General features: G+C 65.3%; 13 protein-coding genes and 1 pseudogene. 9 read left to right on the forward strand and 5 right to left on the reverse strand.

From position 1 onward, the window contains the following. Positions 1-3 precede the first annotated feature (3 nt). Positions 4-1,650 carry a malonate decarboxylase subunit alpha gene (gene mdcA / locus HNR01_RS01835; RefSeq protein ID WP_183666271.1) on the reverse strand — a complete coding sequence of 549 codons (1,647 nt, stop codon included), beginning with the start codon at positions 1,648-1,650 and terminating at the stop codon, positions 4-6. 417 nt (positions 1,651-2,067) lie between these two features. Between mdcA and HNR01_RS01840 the strand changes: the two are divergent. From HNR01_RS01840 to HNR01_RS01850, 3 genes and pseudogenes are all read left to right on the forward strand, one after another. Next, positions 2,068-2,261: pseudogene (locus tag HNR01_RS01840) on the forward strand (malonate transporter subunit MadM); the annotation flags it as partial. 5 nt (positions 2,262-2,266) lie between these two features. Beyond that, positions 2,267-2,953: a GntR family transcriptional regulator gene (locus tag HNR01_RS01845; RefSeq protein ID WP_043376498.1), complete on the forward strand. Its 687-nt coding sequence runs from the start codon at positions 2,267-2,269 to the stop codon at positions 2,951-2,953. A gap of 241 nt (positions 2,954-3,194) precedes the next feature. Further along, complete coding sequence (locus tag HNR01_RS01850) at positions 3,195-4,193, forward strand: SDR family oxidoreductase (RefSeq protein WP_183666272.1); 999 nt, start codon at positions 3,195-3,197, stop codon at positions 4,191-4,193. Positions 4,194-4,215: 22 nt separating this feature from the next. Here HNR01_RS01850 and HNR01_RS01855 read toward each other — a convergent pair whose 3' ends face one another. Further along, the gene (locus tag HNR01_RS01855; protein WP_183666413.1) at positions 4,216-5,415 is read right to left on the reverse strand and encodes a DUF2252 family protein; all 1,200 of its coding nucleotides are present in this window, start codon (positions 5,413-5,415) and stop codon (positions 4,216-4,218) included. A gap of 526 nt (positions 5,416-5,941) precedes the next feature. Here HNR01_RS01855 and HNR01_RS01860 point away from each other — a divergent pair. The 3 genes from HNR01_RS01860 to HNR01_RS01870 all read left to right on the forward strand — a co-directional run bounded on the left by HNR01_RS01860 (position 5,942) and on the right by HNR01_RS01870 (position 12,097). After that, the gene (locus HNR01_RS01860) at positions 5,942-8,359 is read left to right on the forward strand and encodes a hybrid sensor histidine kinase/response regulator (RefSeq protein ID WP_183666273.1); all 2,418 of its coding nucleotides are present in this window, start codon (positions 5,942-5,944) and stop codon (positions 8,357-8,359) included. Between the two features lie 166 nt (positions 8,360-8,525). Beyond that, positions 8,526-10,052, forward strand: a complete 1,527-nt coding sequence (locus HNR01_RS01865) for an ATPase domain-containing protein (RefSeq protein WP_183666274.1) — start codon at positions 8,526-8,528, stop codon at positions 10,050-10,052. Then, positions 10,049-12,097 carry an ATP-binding protein gene (locus HNR01_RS01870; RefSeq protein ID WP_183666275.1) on the forward strand — a complete coding sequence of 683 codons (2,049 nt, stop codon included), beginning with the start codon at positions 10,049-10,051 and terminating at the stop codon, positions 12,095-12,097. The genes HNR01_RS01865 and HNR01_RS01870 overlap by 4 nt, the downstream gene beginning before the upstream one ends. A gap of 109 nt (positions 12,098-12,206) precedes the next feature. Here HNR01_RS01870 and HNR01_RS01875 read toward each other — a convergent pair whose 3' ends face one another. The 3 genes from HNR01_RS01875 to HNR01_RS01885 form a co-directional block, all read right to left on the reverse strand. After that, a complete protein-coding gene (locus tag HNR01_RS01875; RefSeq protein WP_183666276.1) occupies positions 12,207-12,548 on the reverse strand; it encodes a hypothetical protein in 342 nt (113 codons plus the stop codon). Between the two features lie 48 nt (positions 12,549-12,596). After that, positions 12,597-13,214 carry a hypothetical protein gene (locus HNR01_RS01880; RefSeq protein ID WP_183666277.1) on the reverse strand — a complete coding sequence of 206 codons (618 nt, stop codon included), beginning with the start codon at positions 13,212-13,214 and terminating at the stop codon, positions 12,597-12,599. Positions 13,215-13,555: 341 nt separating this feature from the next. Then, positions 13,556-14,047: a helix-turn-helix transcriptional regulator gene (locus HNR01_RS01885; RefSeq protein ID WP_183666278.1), complete on the reverse strand. Its 492-nt coding sequence runs from the start codon at positions 14,045-14,047 to the stop codon at positions 13,556-13,558. Positions 14,048-14,815: 768 nt separating this feature from the next. Here HNR01_RS01885 and HNR01_RS01890 point away from each other — a divergent pair. The 3 genes from HNR01_RS01890 (at position 14,816) to HNR01_RS01900 (ending at position 17,439) form a co-directional block, all read left to right on the forward strand. Further along, entirely contained in the window at positions 14,816-15,949 is a 1,134-nt protein-coding gene (locus tag HNR01_RS01890) for a hypothetical protein (protein ID WP_183666280.1), read from the forward strand. 221 nt (positions 15,950-16,170) lie between these two features. Then, positions 16,171-16,503 carry a curli-like amyloid fiber formation chaperone CsgH gene (gene csgH, locus HNR01_RS01895; protein WP_183666282.1) on the forward strand — a complete coding sequence of 111 codons (333 nt, stop codon included), beginning with the start codon at positions 16,171-16,173 and terminating at the stop codon, positions 16,501-16,503. 303 nt (positions 16,504-16,806) lie between these two features. Continuing rightward, a complete protein-coding gene (locus HNR01_RS01900) occupies positions 16,807-17,439 on the forward strand; it encodes a hypothetical protein (protein ID WP_183666284.1) in 633 nt (210 codons plus the stop codon). The last annotated feature ends 28 nt before the right edge of the window (positions 17,440-17,467 follow it).

Genomic DNA, 17,467 nt, shown 5'->3' on the forward strand with positions numbered 1-17,467 from the left:
GCCTCACCAGTTCCGGAACTTGGCCGGCGGCTCGTAGAGGCCGCCCGACCAATGCACGAGGTCCTTGATCGACTTGGCCGCGAGCAGGGAGCGGTCGGCATCGAGGGGTTCGATGCCGAGATCCTCCGGGCGGCGGACGATGCCGCGCTGGCGCAGCCGCTCGACCATCGCCCGGTCGCGCCCGCGGCCGATCTCGGTGTAGCCGGCGACCCCGCGGATCGCCTGCTCGCGCTCGTCGGCGGTGCGGCACAGGAGGAGGTTGGCGATGCCCTCCTCTGTGACGATGTGGGTCACGTCGTCGGCATAGACCATCACCGGAGCGAGTTCGAGGCCGATCTTCTTGGCCAGTTCGAGCGCGTCGAGCCGCTCGACAAAGGTCGGCACCAGCCCGTCGCCGAAGGTCTCGACGATCTGCACCACGAGCTTGCGACCCCGCATCAGGGCCGGATCACCCGTCACCTGCGCCTCGCGGCCCGCCTTCATCCAGGTATCGGAGGGATGGCGCCGCCCGTGCGGGTCCGACCCCATATTGGGCGCGCCGCCGAAGCCTGCCACGCGGTTCTGGGTCACCGTCGAGGAATGACCGGTGAGGTCGATCTGCAGCGTCGAGCCGATGAACAGGTCGCAGGCATAGAGGCCGGCCGTCTGGCAGAAGGCCCGGTTGGACCGGAGCGAACCGTCGGCACCAGTGAAGAAGATGTCGGAGCGCTCGCGGATGTAGCGGTCCATGCCGACTTCGGAGCCGAAGCAATGGACCTGCTTCACCCATCCCGACTCGATCGCCGGGATCAGGGTCGGATGCGGGTTGAGCGCCCAGTGCGTCGCGATCTCGCCTTTTAGCCCGAGGCGCTCGGCATAGGTCGGCAGAAGCAGCTCGATCGCCGCCGTGCCGAAGCCGATTCCGTGGTTGAGCCGGCGGATGCCGTACTCGGCGTAGATCCCCTTGATCGCCATCATGGCCATCAGGATCTGCGTCTCCGTCATCGCCGCAGGATCGCGGGTGAAGAGTGGTTCGACGTAGAACGGCTTGTCGGCCTCGACCACGAAGTCGACCCGGTCGCCGGGGATGTCGACGCGGGGCACGCGATCGACGATCTCGTTGACCTGCGCCACCACGACGCCGTTCTTGAAGGCGGTGGCCTCCACCACCGTCGGCGTGTCCTCGGTGTTGGGCCCGGTATAGAGGTTACCGTCCCGGTCGGCCGAGACGCCGGCGATCAGCGCGACGTTCGGAGTGAGATCGACAAAGTAGCGGGCGAACAGTTCGAGATAGGTGTGGACCGCGCCGAGCTCGATCTGGCCGCCGTAGAGCATGCGGGCGATGCGCCCGCCCTGCGGCCCCGAATAGGAGTAGTCGAGGCGCTTCGCGATCCCCTGCTCGAAGATGTCGAGATGTTCGGGGAGCACAATGCCGGACTGGACCATGTGCAGGTCGTGCACGCGCGACGGGTCGCACTGGCTCAAACCGCGCGCCAGGCAATCGGCCTGCTTCTGGTTATCGCCCTCCAGACAGACGCGGTCGCCCGGCCGCAGGATCGCCTCGAGCAGATCGACCACCTTGTCGGCGGCCACGACCTTGCCCTCGGCATGGGATCGGCCTGCCTCGATCCGCGCATCGCGGGCTTCCCGTTCCCGACGCCAGCCGCTCATCCGGTCCGCTCCCTATGACGACTTCGCTGCGCATACGGCTGCGGGTCCGACGCCCCTGCCGGATCTTCTGCGACGCCTCACCACGGCTTTTGTATGCCCACCTACGGGCGTGTCAATATATTGCATACGATGTGGTCAAAGAAACGGATTTTGGCATACAACAGGACGGCGTCGGATTGTCTAAGAATGCACGATGCTGGCGCTCCGCGGGTTACGGGTCGCGGTCGCCCAAGAAAGCTCCGGTTCAGGGAGATCGGACGATGACGATCCTCAGCGTCGAGCAGCTCGCGCTGTATCGCGGCGTTTCCCCGGGGCGAGCTGCCTGGAATGCTGCTCGACGCGACGGCCCATGTCGGCGGCGGCATCGTCCTGTTGCTGCCGATCGCCACCCGGACCTAGCGATTGCGCCACGGTCGGCTCGGTCTCGACAACCTGCGCACCGCAAAGGGCTATGGCGGCCTGACGGGCATGGTCAGCGGGGTGGCGGGCTCGCCGCCACCGATCCCAAGCTCCTTTCCTACGGAGCGTTGACCGCGACCTTCCACACCGGCATCGGCCGTCTCGGCGGCCCGTCGCCGCTGTTCCTGATCGTGCGGACTTCAACGGAGTGATGCGGATGGGAGAGGGCGGCGACATGGATGGCATGGCCGAGGGGCGCGGCCTTCTCTCCGACCAGATCCGCAACGCTTTGACCGACGAGATCGCCTCCGGCGTCCTTGCCGCGGGCATCGCCCTCGACGAGCAGGACCTCGCCGACCGCTTCGGCGCCTCGCGCACGCCCGTCCGCGAAGCCCTGCGCCAGCTCGCCTCCAGCGGCCTCGTCGAGATGCGACCGCGGCGCGGCGTCGTCGTCACCCGCATGACGCCCGAGCGGATCATGGAGATGTTCGAGACGACCGCCGAGTTCGAGGCCCTATGCGTGCGCCTCGCGACCTACCGGATGACGCCGCTCGAACTCAGCGCGCTGATGGACCTGCACGAGCAATCGGCGGAACCGGTGGCAGCGCAGGATTATGATACGTACGACGCCCTCAACCGCGCCTTCCACGAGGCCTTGTACCGCGCGACCCACAACGGCTTCATGGCCGAGCAGGCGCTGGCGATCCGCTCGCGCCTCGCCGCCTTCCGCCGGACGCAGCTGCGTCAGGGCGAGCGCATCCTTCGCTCGCGCGCCGAGCACGGCGAGATCCTCCAGGCGATCGCCGAGGGTGACGGCGACGCCGCGGCACGACGCATGCGGGCCCACATGCTCAATGCCGCGAGCGCCCTCGGGCGCTACGTCGCCGAACACGCGAGTGCGTAGATCCGAAGACGATCCGCGCATCTCGTGCACGCCGCAGGACCATCGCTCCCGCTTCGGGTTCGGGCCGCAGATCTAGAAAGTGCCGGCTTGGCTTCCCTGCTGCGCGATCGGCCACCGCGCGGCTCCAGAGAGTGCCGGGGTACCGGACCTGCGCGCTTTGCGCGCGGTCCGAAACAGATCGGCCTGTCGCGCGTACCCCCAATCGCGGTCGATCGACGAGACAGGACAGGAGCGGGCCGGGATGGGACACAAGCCACTGCGCGAGCAGGTCGTCGTCGTCACGGGAGCATCCAGTGGGATCGGGCTCGCAACCGCGCGGATGGCCGCGCAGCGCGGCGCCCGCGTCGTGCTCGCGGCCCGCAGCGAGGATGCCCTGGCCCAAGTCACGGCCGAGCTCGGCCCTCGCGCCACCTACGTCGTCGCGGATGTCGGCCGGCGCGAGGAGGTCCAGGCCATTGCCGAGCGGGCGGTCGCGACCTTCGGCGGCTTCGATACCTGGGTCAACGTAGCCGGACTGACGGTCTACGGGCCGCTTCGCGCGATCGCACCCGAGGATCACGAGCGGCTGTTCCGGACCAATTTCTGGGGCACCGTGTACGGCTCGCTCATCGCTGCCGAGCATCTGCGCGAGCGGGGCGGCGCCATCATCAACGTCGGCAGCATCGCCTCCGACCTCGCCTTCCCGTTCCAGGGGCTCTACGCCGCCTCGAAACACGCGGTGAAGGGCTTCACCGACACGCTGCGCATGGAGTTGCGGGCAGAGGGGGCTCCGGTCTCCGTGACGCTGGTGAAACCCGCCTCCATCGACACGCCGCTGCCGAACCGGGCGCGCAACTACATGGACCGAGAGCCGACGCTTCCGCCGCCGATCTACCCGCCGCAGGAGGTCGCCAACGCGATCCTTCACGCCGCCGTGCATCCGCAGCGGGACATCTTCGTGGGTGGAGGCGGCAAGCTCTTCGTCATGGGCAAGGAATTCGCGCCGGGGGCCTACGACGAGCTCGCGCCGGCCATCATCGCCCTGCAGAAGAGGTCGGAGCCCCCGCGCAACCCGGAAGGGGCACTGCACGCGCCCCGGGCCGCCGGTCGGGAGCGCGGCGACCCGCCGGTCTACGTCATGCGCACGAGTGCCTATACCCGCGCGACCCTGCACCCATTCGCCACGGCCGGACTCGCGGCCGGGCTGGCGGCCGCGGCGGCGCTGGTCCTCGGGGGTCGGCAGACAGGCCGCCGATCCTGAGGACAACGACGCCGCCTTCCCGTCAGGCGGCCTGATGGTCGGCGTAGCGACGGCAGTGCTGAAGGTAGCCGACCTCGTGGCGGCCCGCGAGTTCGACCACGCTCGACCAGAGCCAGGACGGTGCCCCATCCCCCGCGCCCCGGGTTACCTCGGCGCGCCAGCCCGAGCGTGCCTCGGTCTCCATCTGGCGACCATGGGCCTTGCCGACCACGTAGGCGAGGTAATGCGCGGCTCGGACCGCCTCCTCGCGGGTGAACTGATCGACGTCGAGCTTCAGGTCCTGCGGCGCCAGTTCGCGCATCACGACGGGCCGACCGAGAAGGCGCACGGGCAGCATGCGTTCGCCCAGGTTCGGTGACAGCGCCCGTGCACCGGCCACGACGCGTTCGGCCGGATCCGACGGCATCTCGGCATCGGAGGCGGCCGGAGCCGCCGGCGCGACGGCTTCTTTCAGGTCCACCAGGGCGAGACGGCGCTTGCTCTCGAACTCGCCGATGGCGACGAGCGCGGCGTAGCGCAGGAAGCCCAGCGAGCTGCATCCCTTCATCCAGTAGGCCGCATCGATGAGGCGCGCTTCGGCCTCCTCACTTCGCCCATTCAGCGCCAGCACGAGGCGGCGCACCTTCTTCTCTTGGAAGAGGTCGTCGAGCGCCCGGCGCTCCTTCTCATCGAGAGCCCAGAATTTGCGCCCCAGAGGGATGGTCGGCTCCGCGCCCTTCAAGCGCTCGCGCGCGAGGTGCTTCCAGTGCCGGCCGAGGGCACGGCGACGCACCGAGCGCACCACGTCCGGCTCGGCAGGCCGCCTGTCTCCCTCATCCTCCCCCAGGCCCGCCGCGTAGCCCGCAATCATCTCCTCCAGCATCCGGGCCGTCACGACACCGGGCAGGTCCGAACCACGGGCGGCACTCGCGAGCGACAACCCGAGGCGGACGAGGTCGTGCGTCGGATTGCCGACCACCGTCTGGTCGAGATCCCGGATCTGGATATCGACCTGACCGTCGGCGTCGGCCAACGGACCGAGATTTCCGAGATGACAATCGCCGCAGATCCAGATCGGCGGTCCTTCCGGCAGAGTGCCCCGCGGAAGCCCGTCCAGCCACTCGTAGAACTTCAGGGTGTTGCCGCGAACGTAGGCGTGAGCCGACCGAGCCATTTTGAGCGTGCGCTGACGCTCCAGCACCATCGCACGCTCTTCAGGCCCATACGTGCCGTTCATACGCATCAAGACACCTTCACTAGAACACCTGCGGCCCGAATGCCGAGCGACCGGCACGGCCCGAAGCGTCAACGCGCGCGAATGGATCGGTGAAGCGCGGCCGATCGTCCTCGAAGCGGATTATCTGGGAGCACAGAACGTGCTGACGCGGAATGGCGGTGCCGAGGCTGAGAGCGGCAACCAGTGGGTTGTACTCCGAAGTTCGGTGCCACGATTGCGCAGCATTCGTCGACGGATGGTGAGCATCAAAAGCTAAAACGGAAACTTTTCCGCACATTCGAGCTGCATAGGAGGTCAGCCAGGGATGTTTAGTCCGAATTGACATATTGCTTCCGACCATGTGACGAGAGCGCATGCCTTCGGCGAACCCTGACAGAATTTTCTCCTATGGCGACCCGGGCGTTCTTCTCAGGTACTGGGCTGTCTATGGTGGGAAAAATCCCGTGGAAGGGCTCGTCCGCTTCCGACGTCTGACAGCGGTTCCGGCCTTGCGCTTATCCACCGTTTCTCGAAGTGAGGATCCCCAGGCGTGATGAACGCTGAGGCCGAGGCACTGCGCCGGCGTGTGGCCGCGCTGGAGGCCGAGAACGGGCGCCTGCGTGACGCGCTCAGGGACCGGAACGATGGGACCGACGTCGAGCCGCAGGCGATGCCCGCCGCCACCTTGGCGGACAGCGGGGTGGATCTGCGCGAGGCACTGACCATCACGCTGGTCGGCGGCATCTATTTCGACCTCGATGGCCGGCTTCTCGACGCCAATGACGCGTTCCTCGCCATGTGCGGTTACAGCCGCGAGGATCTGAAGGCCGGGCGGCTGAGCTGGCAGGTGCTGACACCGCCGGAATGGCTCGACATATCCTGGCGCGCCTTCAACGACCTGAAGACCACGGGGCACACCACGCCTTACGAGAAGCAGTATTTCCGTAAGGACGGCTCCCGGTTCTGGGCCCTGTTCGGCGCCACGCTGCTGGAAGACGGTCGCGGCTTCGAATTCGTCATCGACATCACGGACCGCAAGCAGGCCGAAGCCGATCGCGCCGCACGCGAGGCGGAGCTGCGCCTGATCGCCGACGCGATGCCGGTGCTGATCGCCTTCATCGACCGCAGCTTCACCTACCGTTTCGCCAATTCGGCCTACGAGACGTGGTTCGGCCGCACCCCCGAGCAGGTTCTAGGCCGAACGATCGAGGACCTCCTCGGCGCCGCCGAATTCGAGGCCCGCCGCCCCTTCATCGAACAGGCCATGGCCGGTGCGGACATTCATTTCGAGCGGTCCTGGCCCTGCGCGGACGGCCAGCCGCGCGAAGCGGCGATCCGCTACATTCCGAGCTACGGTCCGACGGGCGAGGTCACCGGCATCTACGTCTTCGTGCAGGACATCACGGACCGCAAGCAGACCGAGGAACTGCTAGCCCTGCGGGCCCAACAGCTCGAAGCGCAGGTGGCCGAGCAGGAGAAGGCCCGGGATCGAATCTGGAACCTGTCGCCGGTTCTCAAATTCGTCGCGCGCCGCGACGGCGAGATTCGGTCGGTGAACCCATCTTGGACGCGCTCCCTCGGCTGGACGGAGCAGGAAACCATTGGGCGCAACGTGCTCGATTTCGTCGCCCCCGACGGACGGGAGCAGGCCGCCTCCGACCTGATGCGGCGGGCCGCCACCCCCTCGTCGGGCGACATCGAACTCGCACTCCTCACGAAGGACGACGGACCGCGCCATGTCTCGTGGACCGTCGTGCCGGGGGACGACCTCCTCTTCGGGTTCGGCCGGGACATCACCGAGCAGCGCGTCGCGGAGGAGGCCCTTCGCCAATCCCAGAAGCTGGAAGCGGTGGGTCAGCTCACCGGCGGCGTAGCGCACGACTTCAACAACCTCCTGACCATCATCCGCTCGTCCATCGACTTCCTGCGCCGCCCGGAGCTGCCGGAGGACCGCAAGGCACGCTATCTCGACGCGGTCTCCGAGACCGTGGATCGTGCCGCCAAGCTCACGGGGCAGCTGCTGGCCTTCGCACGCCGCCAGACGCTCAAGCCCGAGGTCTTCGAGGTTGCGGGGCGCCTGCGTGCGATCGCCGACATGCTCGATACCCTGACGGGTGCCCGCATCCGGGTCGTCACGGAGGGACTGGAGACACCCTGTCACGTCCGCGCCGATGTCAGCCAATTCGAGACGGCGCTCATCAACATGGCGGTCAACGCCCGTGACGCCATGGAAGGGGAGGGCACTCTGACGCTGCGTCTGACATCGTCGGTGCCGATGCCGCCGATTCGCGGCCATGCCGGTGCTCAGGGTCCGTTCGCCGCGATCGCCCTCTCCGATACCGGTTCAGGTATCGCGGCCGACCGGATCGGCCGCATCTTCGAGCCGTTCTTCACGACGAAGGAGGTCGGACGCGGGACGGGTCTCGGCCTCAGCCAGGTCTTCGGCTTCGCCAAACAGTCCGGTGGCGACGTCTCGGTCGAGAGCGCGGTGGGTCACGGCACGACCTTCACCCTCTACCTTCCCGAGACCGAGGCCGCACGGGAAGCGGAGCCAGACGGGAGGTACGGCAACGAACCCCCGATCGGTGCCGGCCAGCGCATTCTCGTCGTCGAGGACAATGTCGAGGTCGGGCGCTTCGCGACGCAGATCCTGCAGGATCTCGGCTTCGAAACGCGGTGGGCGGCGAACGCGGAGGAGGCCCTGGATGCGCTCGGGGCCGAGGATGCGGCGTTCGAGGCGGTGTTCTCCGACGTCGTGATGCCGGGCATGGGCGGGATCGAACTGGCCAAGCGGCTCCGCCGCACGCATCCGGGTCTGCCGGTGATTCTAACCTCGGGATACAGTCACGTGCTGGCTCAGGAAGGCGCGCACGGCTTCGAACTGGTGCAGAAGCCCTACTCGGCCGAACAGGTCTCGCAAGCCCTCTGCAAGGCGGTCGCTCCGCGGCCCAGGGCCAGATGGGGCCTGTAAGAGTGGCGGAGGGAGCGGCGGTGGCCACGCCCCGCGCGAATCCGCCCCGAGCTGGATTAGGGCCAACCGCCCGGCCGTGTGATATCGCTGACGCTGGACGTTGACACCACCAACAGTCCCGCTTGTTCGAGAGCCGTGACACGGCAGGGGAGCTCCGTCGAAACCAATGAGCGAGGCAAGTGGAACGACAGGTGATCGGACCGATGCCGACATCAGGATCTCGACCGGCGTGTCCGGCTTGAACGAGGTTCTCGGCGGCGGACTGACGCCGGACCGGCTCTATCTGCTCGAGGGTACCCCTGGCACCGGAAAGACGACCCTCGCGCTGCAATTTCTTCTCGAAGGCGCGGCGCGGAACGAGCGAAGCCTCTACGTGACGCTATCGGAGACGGCGGATGAACTCCGCGCTGCGGCGGCGAGCCACGGCTGGTCCCTCGACGAGATCGACATCTACGAACTGGTGAACGAGATCGGCCTCGATCCCGACAGCGAGCAATCCATTCTCCACCCATCCGAGATCGAACTCGGAGAGACCGTCAGGGAGGTCATTGCCCGCGTCGAGAGCGTGAAGCCCGACCGCGTGGTGTTCGATAGCCTGTCGGAGCTGCGCCTGCTGGCACAGAGTCCGCTGCGCTACCGCCGCCAGATCCTTGCTCTCAAACAGTTCTTCTCCAAGCGGTCCTGCACCGTGCTGATGCTCGACGATCGCACTTCCGAAGCCGGCGACCCGCAACTCCACAGCATCGCTCACGGCGTGATCTCCCTCGATCAGACACCGCGTGAGTTCGGTTCCGAGCGTCGGCGCCTGCGCATCATCAAGATGCGCGGCATCAAGTTCCGGGGCGGCTATCATGACTTCGTCGTCGAGACCGGCGGCATCGAAATCTTCCCGCGCCTCATCGCCGCCGACCACCACGCGACCTTCGACGCGAAGGCGCAATCGACGGGTTCGACGGAACTGGATCTGTTGCTCGGCGGCGGCCTCGTTACCGGCACCAACACGCTGCTGCTCGGGCCGTCCGGCGTGGGGAAGACGACGACCGCGCTTCGATGCATGCTCGCCGCGCTCGATCGCGGCGAGACGGCGACGTACTATCTGTTCGACGAAGGGCTCCACACCCTGCTCACCCGCGCCGCCTCACTCGGCATGGACGTGCGCCCGCATATCGAGGCGGGACGGCTCACCTTCAAGCAGATCGATCCGGCCGAGCTCTCGCCCGGGGAGTTCGCCGCGATCGTCAAGGAGGCCGTCGAGGCTCGTGGATCGACCTTCATCGCCGTCGACAGCCTGAACGCGTACCTGCACGCGATGCCGGGCGAGGAGTATCTCGTGCTGCAGATGCACGAACTGCTGAGCTATCTGAACCAGAGCGGGGTGACGACGCTGCTCGTACTCGGGCAGCACGGCGTCGTCGGAGAGATGCGGACGGATGTCGATCTGAGCTATCTCAGCGACTGCATCCTGCTGTTCCGGTTCTTCGAATCGAGGGCGGAGATCCGAACTGCGCTCTCCGTCGTCAAGAGCCGCGTAAATGCGCACGAGCGCACCATCCGCGAGTTGCGGCTCTCGAACGATGGGCTCCGTGTCGGCGAGGCGCTGGACGACTTCGAGGGCCTGCTCACCGGCCTGCCGGCCTACCGTGGACGGGTGGCGATGTTGTCGGATCCGGACGCGCCGGGGACCGAGGCGTGAGCGGATCGTCCGAGGAGCGCGCCCTCATCCTGGCTCCGCGCGGGCGGGATGCCGCGGTGATCGAGCAGGTGCTGGCTCGTTCGGGCATCGACAAGGCCGTCTGCGCCGACGCGGCGGAGTGGGTGACCTGCCTGCGTGCCGGCGCGGGAACCGCGATCGTGACCGAGGAGGCCTTGGCCGACGCCGACCTCGCGGAGCTGTCGCGCTGGCTCGATGCGCAGGCGCCGTGGTCGGACTTTCCCTTCATCGTACTGGCCACGCGCCAGGCCGGCCCGCGGACCCGGAACGCCGCCGAGTTGCTGAAGCGGCTCGGCAACGTGGTCCTGCTCGAGCGCCCGATCAATGCCGAGACGCTGACCAGCGCCGTCCTGTCGTCCCTGCGTGCGCGGCGTCGCCAGTACCAAGCACGGGAGCATCTCCTCGAAAGAGAACGGGCGCAGGACCAGCTTCGGCTGGCGAACGAGGAGCTGGAGCAGCGCGTGGCCGCGAGGACGCGCGAGGTCGAGGCGGCCCACGAGACTCTAGCCTTCGCGCTCGACGCGGCCGGGATGAGTTCGTGGGACTTCGATGCCGTGACCGGACTCCAGCGCCGCTCGCCGCGCTTCGATGCCGTGTTCGGCTACGAGGGCGGGGAACAGGCCTGGGATCGCAAGACGTTTCTCAGTCACGTGCTCGACGAGGACCGGGGCATCGCCGAAGAGGCTTTCGCGGGCATCATCGAGACCAGTCGACTCGATTTGGAATGCCGCATCCGGCGCGCGGACGGAGCGGTGCGCTGGATCGCCATGCGCGGTCGGGTCAAGCGCGACGAAGCCGGCCGGCCCCTGCGCGTGGCCGGCATCCTGATGGATCGCACGGAGCAGCACGTCACGGAGGAGGCGCTGCGGCAGGCGCAGAAGATGGAGGCCATCGGCCAGCTGACCGGGGGCGTGGCGCACGACTTCAACAACCTGCTGACCGTGATCGTCGGAGGCCTCGACATGATGCTGCGCCGGCCGGAACAGGCCGACCGCGTGAAGCGGTTGGCCGAAGCGGCCATGGGCGCGGCGCGGCGCGGCGAGCAATTGACCCAGCAGTTGCTCGCCTTCTCACGCCGTCAGATGCTGCGGCCGCAGACGCTCAATCCGAACCGGCTGCTGCTGGACTTCAGGCCGCTCGCCGAACGCGCGGCCACTGGATCAGTCGAGCTGATCTTCGATCTCGACCCGGCGCTCGACCCGATCCGCATCGATCCGGCGCAGTTCGAGGCGGCGGTGCTGAATTTGATCGTGAACGCGCGCGACGCCTTGGAGGGCAGCGGCGCGCCTGCGCGCATCGCGGTCACGAGCCGCAACGTCCGGCTCGGCACCGCCGCGGTCGCCGACAAGGGCGTACCACCGGGTCCCTACGTCATGGTCTCTGTCACGGATACCGGCAGCGGGATCCCGGCCGACAAGCTCCAACGCGTCTTCGAGCCGTTCTTCACCACCAAGGAGGTCGGCAAGGGGACCGGCCTCGGGCTCAGCCAAGTCTATGGGTTTACCCGCAGCGCCAAGGGCTTCGCGCAGATCGAGTCCGAACCGGAGAAGGGAACGACGGTCAGCCTGTACTTTCCACGCTCGACCGATCCGGCCGGCGAGGAGATCGGGACCGGGCCAGTGGGCGCGATTCCGCTGCGCCGGGCGGGAGAGGGCGAGACGGTGCTGCTGGTCGAGGACGACGAGCAGGTCCTCGGCATGGCGGTGGAGAGCCTGGAGGAGTTGAGCTACCGGGTTATCTTAACCCGTAACGCCAGCGAGGCTCTCGAGTACCTGCGCGGCGTGGAGCGCATCGACATCCTGTTCTCGGATGTCGTCATGCCGGGCGGCATGAATGGCTCCCAACTCGCGGTCGAGGCACGCCGAATTCGACCCGACATCAAGATCCTGCTGACTTCGGGCTACGTGGCGAATCTCGACGACGGGCAAGTCATCGGTGAGGGCGAGCTCCCGGTGCTCAACAAGCCCTACCGCCGCGACGAGCTTGCTCGATCGCTCAGATCGGTGCTCGGCGGCGAGAGGGCCTGATCGGGTCCGCAGCACCGATCCATCGGAGGCGACAGGCTCTCATCCCGACCGTGTCGGGACTTGAGCTGGGTTCCGGTCGGACGCAGCGGCCGAAGTCGCCGCCCCATCGTCAGTCGTTGAGATCGATCACCCTGCGCTTCGACGGGGGCCGGTCCGGTGCCTTGCCGGAGCTGCCCAGCCACTCGGGAGAATCCTTGTAGTTCGCGGCCGGCGGCGTCTTGCTGTTGAGCTGGTCCCGCTCGGCCTGGGCCGGGCTCTCGACGGGTGGGATGGGGGCGGATTGCGGGTACTGCGCTGCGGGCCCGCGCAACTGGAACCCGTCAATGCAGCGACGGAGCGCGATCGGATCCGTGATGAACGTGCACTCGTTCACGTTGGTGATGGCCTGGGCCATACCCCTCTCGGGCGAAATCGAGAGCAGGATGGCAAGAGCGAACAACTTCCCTCCCATCGGTCGCCTCCCTCCTCTCCGCTGCTCCTTTGACCGTTCGAGCCGTCCTCAGCGGCTTGCCGAAGGAGCGACCTGACGGATCTCCACTTCGCTCGGTTCACTCGGCTTCGGCCGTTTCACTTGAGCCTGCGGCGCCGGGGTGACGGCCTGTCCGCGCCCGGCACCGGCCGAGCCGGAGGGGAGGGCGCCCGCCCCTGCGCTCGCGCCCTTTCCGTCGATACGTCCAAGGCGCACTTTGACGCTACGAACGGACCGGCTGGCCGTATCGTAATCGCATTCGTAGGTGACACGCACCCACTGCCCCTGCGGACTAAGGAACCGCACGGAGTCACCGCGGAACTTGACGACAGTGTCCGCTCCAGCCGGCGGTTCGGCTTCTTGGAAAATCGATCCGGTCGGCCGATTCATCCACTCGAAGTCGCTCGGTGCCTGGCGCTCGATTCCCGGCACGCAGGCCTGCACGGCTGCGGGAATGGCCTGACGCGCGCAGGCCGCGTCGCACCCGGCCTTGGCGCCTTCCGAAATCACCTTGCCGTCCGGCTTCGCATCTTGGGCGGAAGCGGCACACAGGCTCAAGCCGAGCCATCCGATACTGACCAGGGCACGGCCCCATCCGGACAGGGACACGGTCCAACCCGCCTCCGGTCGAGCCACGATCCGCGTCATCCGTGAAATTCTCCATGACTTGTGCGAGCACGCCGGTGCCCGGGTGCAACAAGCGTCGGAAGGCCTGCCGCCACATAGACGCCTTTTCCAGGATGAACCACTATCGATCGGTCGAACAGAGTCACTTTCCCACCGCCGAACTGAACATTGCGCGGCGCTGTTGCCGAAATGTAAATCGAGGAAGCCCGATCAGAAAACCACTCACCCATTCGCGAAGTCGAATTCAGTTGCTTCGATCGCTTGGACGCTCCGACAGCCTCTATGGGCCAGCCCGCTCCGACCATCCAGCGCAGGATGATAGAGTGCATCGCCCCTTCGACGATCGATGGTATTTATCGGAATCAGCGAACCGGATCCGGCATTAGCGAGAACTGACAGACGCGAGCAAGGAGCGCGACCAGTTCCGGCTGACGCGACGTTCCCGTCTTGCCGAAAATCGACGCGAGCTGCGTGCGAAGCGTCGCGATACTGACTCTGCGGCTCTGCGCGATCGTGGAAAGCGGCACTCCCCTGCTGAGTTCGGCGGCGAGGCGCCCCTCGGCCGCGGTGAGGCCGAAGATCTTCTCCAGCGCCGGAGCGCAAACCTGCGTCCGGTCGGCGAGATCGATCAGGATCAGCAGTCGATGAGCCTCTCCCATCGCGATGATGTCCATGGCCTGAAAAACCAGCCGCTGATCGAGGTGGGGCCGCTCCAGTTCGACAGTACCGAACGGTTCCGACAACGCGGTGCCGATCATTCGAGACGTGAACGGCTCGGCCTCCAGCGGCACGACTTCAGGAAGGCCCGCCAGAATGATGCGCGTTGCGAGCCTGTTGCAATCGACCGTCTTCATGCGGCAGTTGATCAGTACTGCCGCGGATCCGACTTTATCGAGTACATGAAGAAGGGCGATTTTTTCGGGCATATGACACGTTTGCGAATTTTCAATCCATCGACGTTTCTCGATGCCGTCAATTCTTCCGCTTATCCGACTGTGTGTAGAGTCTACAACCTGTGTCGATAGCGAAATTAACGATATAAATCCAGTGATGCAACGGAGCCACTAGCGAAAATTGCGGAACACGTGGCATTGCACGCGACGCCAAACTACGCACATCCCGGCATATTCCGGGTGGTAACTGGCATAGGAAGCTCGCTCTCAGCCCGCGCTGCATAGATGTCATGCAGCGAAATTATCCCGATCGCACTGAAATCCGAATACAATCGATGATCTCATCTGTTCTGTGAAAATCCTTCCAAAAACACAGATCAAGATTTCCATCAAAGTATGGTACAATCTCAGATCGGAATTATTGGCGCAAACACGGTCCGATCACCCAAAAATTCATGTCCACCATGCCGTTGATGCCGGTCTCGCTTGAACAATCGAGTGCACGATCTTCGCAAATTTTGCCAACCCATTAAGGTAAACAGTCCCTTTCGCCCTGATCCGGCATCTTATCATTCGAATGAATGATGCGACTTTTGGCGACCTCTCGTATTTAACCTCTCGTTAACGACTGCACGAAGCAGCCACTCAATCCGCCGGGCCGACCAGCAGTCGGTAGAATTCGGCGAAGCGCCTGCCGGATGACAGAAAATAACTTACAGGGGATCAGTCATGAAGCACTTCACGATCGCGGCCATCAGCACGCTCGCCCTTTTCGCGGCCTCTCCGGCGCTCGCTGCCAGCAACAACTCGGCCGAGACCACTCAGGACGGCAGTTACAACGTGCTCGATCTCACGCAGACGGGTGACGGTGGCACCGCCAACATCACGCAGTCGGGCAAGAACAACGGCGAGCCGAAAATGGGCGCCTCGAGCACCCAGTCCGGCAAATCCAACTCGGTCACGGTCGTCCAGAAGGGCTCGAAGAATTCCTTCATGACGGAACAGAAGGGCGGAAGAAGCAACTCGATCGATCTGACCCAGACGGGCGCCCGCAACTCTTCCGACATTTCTCAGGAAGGGGGCCGGAGCGCGGCCGTGACGGTGTCGCAGGATTCGACTGAAAGCGGCGCGAAGGGGCACTCGGCCAACTCGACGCAGAAAGACGCTTACAACTCGCAGATCGACATCGAGCAGGTCGGGTCGAAGCAGGCGGCTTACGCCCGCCAGGAGGATGGCACTCGAAACGATTCGAAGATCCAGATCGAGCAGTCGTTTGCCGAAAACATGGCAACGGCCGGTCAGTCGGGTGCTGCTGCGTCCACCGTGTACATCGGCCAGGCCGGATACTACAACTCGGCGGTCGCCAGTCAGGTGGACACGAACAGCACAAACGCCACGATCTACCAGTCTGGTTTCGGTCAGTCTGCTGATATCGCCCAAGCCGATACCCGCAATTCGACGGTTGCGGTCATTCAGACCGGCTCTTACAACGACGCCTCATTTTACCAGACCGGTTCGAAGGGAAGCGACATCTTCGCGACCCAGTTCGGCGTCGGCAACGACGTAAAGGCGTCGCAGGTCAGCTCGGACGGCGCGCGAATCGAGGTGACGCAGTTCGGAACGGCCAACCAGGCCGACATCAAGCAGAATCTTTCGAACAACTCCGGCATCTACCTGACCCAGGCCGGTCTGCTGAACTCGGCAAAGCTCGAACAGACTGAATCCGCCGCGAGCACGATCACTGGCTTCCAGATCGGCACTGCGAACGTTCTGAATGCTTCGCAGGTCGGCAGCGCGAACAGCACGATCCTGAGCACCCAGACGGGCACAGGCAACATCGCGAACATCGCGCAGCGTCGCTAAGGCTCGCAACTCGAGCGAGAGGCGTCGCTGCCCTGAAACCGGGCAGCTCCGCCCACGCAGCGACCGTAGCCATCGACCTGCCTCATCAGGCCGATGGCTCTTCTCTCTCCGACATCGTCGACGAGACGCGAGCCATCGCGGGCTTGCCGCATCCGGGTCTCTGGACAGGTGGGCAAGTCGCACGAGGCGGCCGTCCGAGCTTCACAGGGACGCGGCAGACCATGATGACCGGCGACCTTCCGCCTCCTCCCATCGTCTGCATGCTTTCGGAACACCGCGAGGGCTCGCTCGTACAGATCCAAGGGGAGATTCGATCGGCCTCCGTGAATTCAGGGACCTACCGCCTGCTGGTTCGGAAGCAGGGACCGTCCGGCACCGCTCATGTCAGTCAACAATCGGACTTTTCCATCTCTCCGGATTCCATTGTACGACTCGATGGACTGCGCTTCTCGCTCGAGCCGGACGGGCGCTATCGAGCCCAGCTCTCCGTCCGCGTCGGCACCGTCGAGTACATGTGCGAGCGCGAGGGGCCGGACCTGTCCACCCCTCTCTGAACCCCATTCGAACTCGAACGCCCCCTGGCCAAACAGATGGCGCCGGAATTCGCATCTCGCCTTCGCGCTGTGGCGCCCCTGTCACGCTGTCCCGGTGGAACGATCCTCGGTGGTGCAACTGAAACGGTTTAGCGTTGACTTCAATCGGCGCACAACACAATACAAATCTCGCACCGCGATAACAGTCTTTGTCTGTAGGGCATTTTTAATATGTTCTGCGCTATGAGAAAATTACAAGAAAGTTTTCAATTCTCTGAACGCGGATTTGGTCAGACACAAGCTCTGAATGGACGGAACAGCAACATGATCAGTACCGTTCACAGGCTCCGGATCCGACATACAATCGCGTTCTTTGGGGTTTTCTGGCTTTTCTCGATTTATTCCGGGAACTCGTCGGCACAGCAGGCAGGTCTGATTGCCCCCATGTCTGGGCAGCCGATCCCCACCGAAGTCGCCGTTGAGTACGCGACGATCGGCGCGATGTCGCTCCCGATTCGGATCCTCGGTCTCAACGGAAACGGTGCCGGATCGGGCGGTCAGGTCGCCTACAATCAGCAGATCGGCAGCGGCAACCGGACCGATATCAGTCAGATCGGCAAGGGCAACGCTGCAGCCGTACAGATCTTTGGCGACGGCAACTTGGCGACGATTGCCCAGCAAGGGACCAACAATATCGGGCAGGGTGCGATCACCGGCGGTGCCAATCGCTTCGATCTGCAACAGAACGGCATCGGCAATCAGGCCGACATGAGTGTCAACGCGCCTGCAGGCGCGAACCTGCAGATCCGGCAGGACGGCAACGGCAACAGCGTCTCCGGCTCCGTACCGAGCGCCGCCAATGTCGTCGTCAACCAAGTTGGCAGCGGCCTCTCGCTCGACGTGAGCCAAGCCGGCGTCCCCAAGAGCATCAACATCCAGCAAGTCCGCGCCCGCTGAGGCGTGGGCACACGACGCGTGAAAAGGT

Origin of the sequence: Methylorubrum rhodesianum (genome assembly GCF_014199985.1) — a bacterium.
GTDB lineage: Bacteria > Pseudomonadota > Alphaproteobacteria > Rhizobiales > Beijerinckiaceae > Methylobacterium > Methylobacterium rhodesianum.

What these genes read in the sequence shown, in the direction of transcription:
- mdcA (WP_183666271.1), bottom strand. Translation starts at nt 1,650, where the DNA reads ATGAGCGGCTGGCGTCGGGAACGGGAAGCCCGCGATGCGCGGATCGAG.
- HNR01_RS01845 (WP_043376498.1), top strand. Translation starts at nt 2,267, where the DNA reads ATGGGAGAGGGCGGCGACATGGATGGCATGGCCGAGGGGCGCGGCCTT.
- HNR01_RS01850 (WP_183666272.1), top strand. Translation starts at nt 3,195, where the DNA reads ATGGGACACAAGCCACTGCGCGAGCAGGTCGTCGTCGTCACGGGAGCA.
- HNR01_RS01855 (WP_183666413.1), bottom strand. Translation starts at nt 5,415, where the DNA reads ATGCGTATGAACGGCACGTATGGGCCTGAAGAGCGTGCGATGGTGCTG.
- HNR01_RS01860 (WP_183666273.1), top strand. Translation starts at nt 5,942, where the DNA reads ATGAACGCTGAGGCCGAGGCACTGCGCCGGCGTGTGGCCGCGCTGGAG.
- HNR01_RS01865 (WP_183666274.1), top strand. Translation starts at nt 8,526, where the DNA reads ATGAGCGAGGCAAGTGGAACGACAGGTGATCGGACCGATGCCGACATC.
- HNR01_RS01875 (WP_183666276.1), bottom strand. Translation starts at nt 12,548, where the DNA reads ATGGGAGGGAAGTTGTTCGCTCTTGCCATCCTGCTCTCGATTTCGCCC.
- HNR01_RS01880 (WP_183666277.1), bottom strand. Translation starts at nt 13,214, where the DNA reads ATGACGCGGATCGTGGCTCGACCGGAGGCGGGTTGGACCGTGTCCCTG.
- HNR01_RS01885 (WP_183666278.1), bottom strand. Translation starts at nt 14,047, where the DNA reads ATGAAGACGGTCGATTGCAACAGGCTCGCAACGCGCATCATTCTGGCG.
- HNR01_RS01890 (WP_183666280.1), top strand. Translation starts at nt 14,816, where the DNA reads ATGAAGCACTTCACGATCGCGGCCATCAGCACGCTCGCCCTTTTCGCG.
- csgH (WP_183666282.1), top strand. Translation starts at nt 16,171, where the DNA reads ATGATGACCGGCGACCTTCCGCCTCCTCCCATCGTCTGCATGCTTTCG.
- HNR01_RS01900 (WP_183666284.1), top strand. Translation starts at nt 16,807, where the DNA reads ATGATCAGTACCGTTCACAGGCTCCGGATCCGACATACAATCGCGTTC.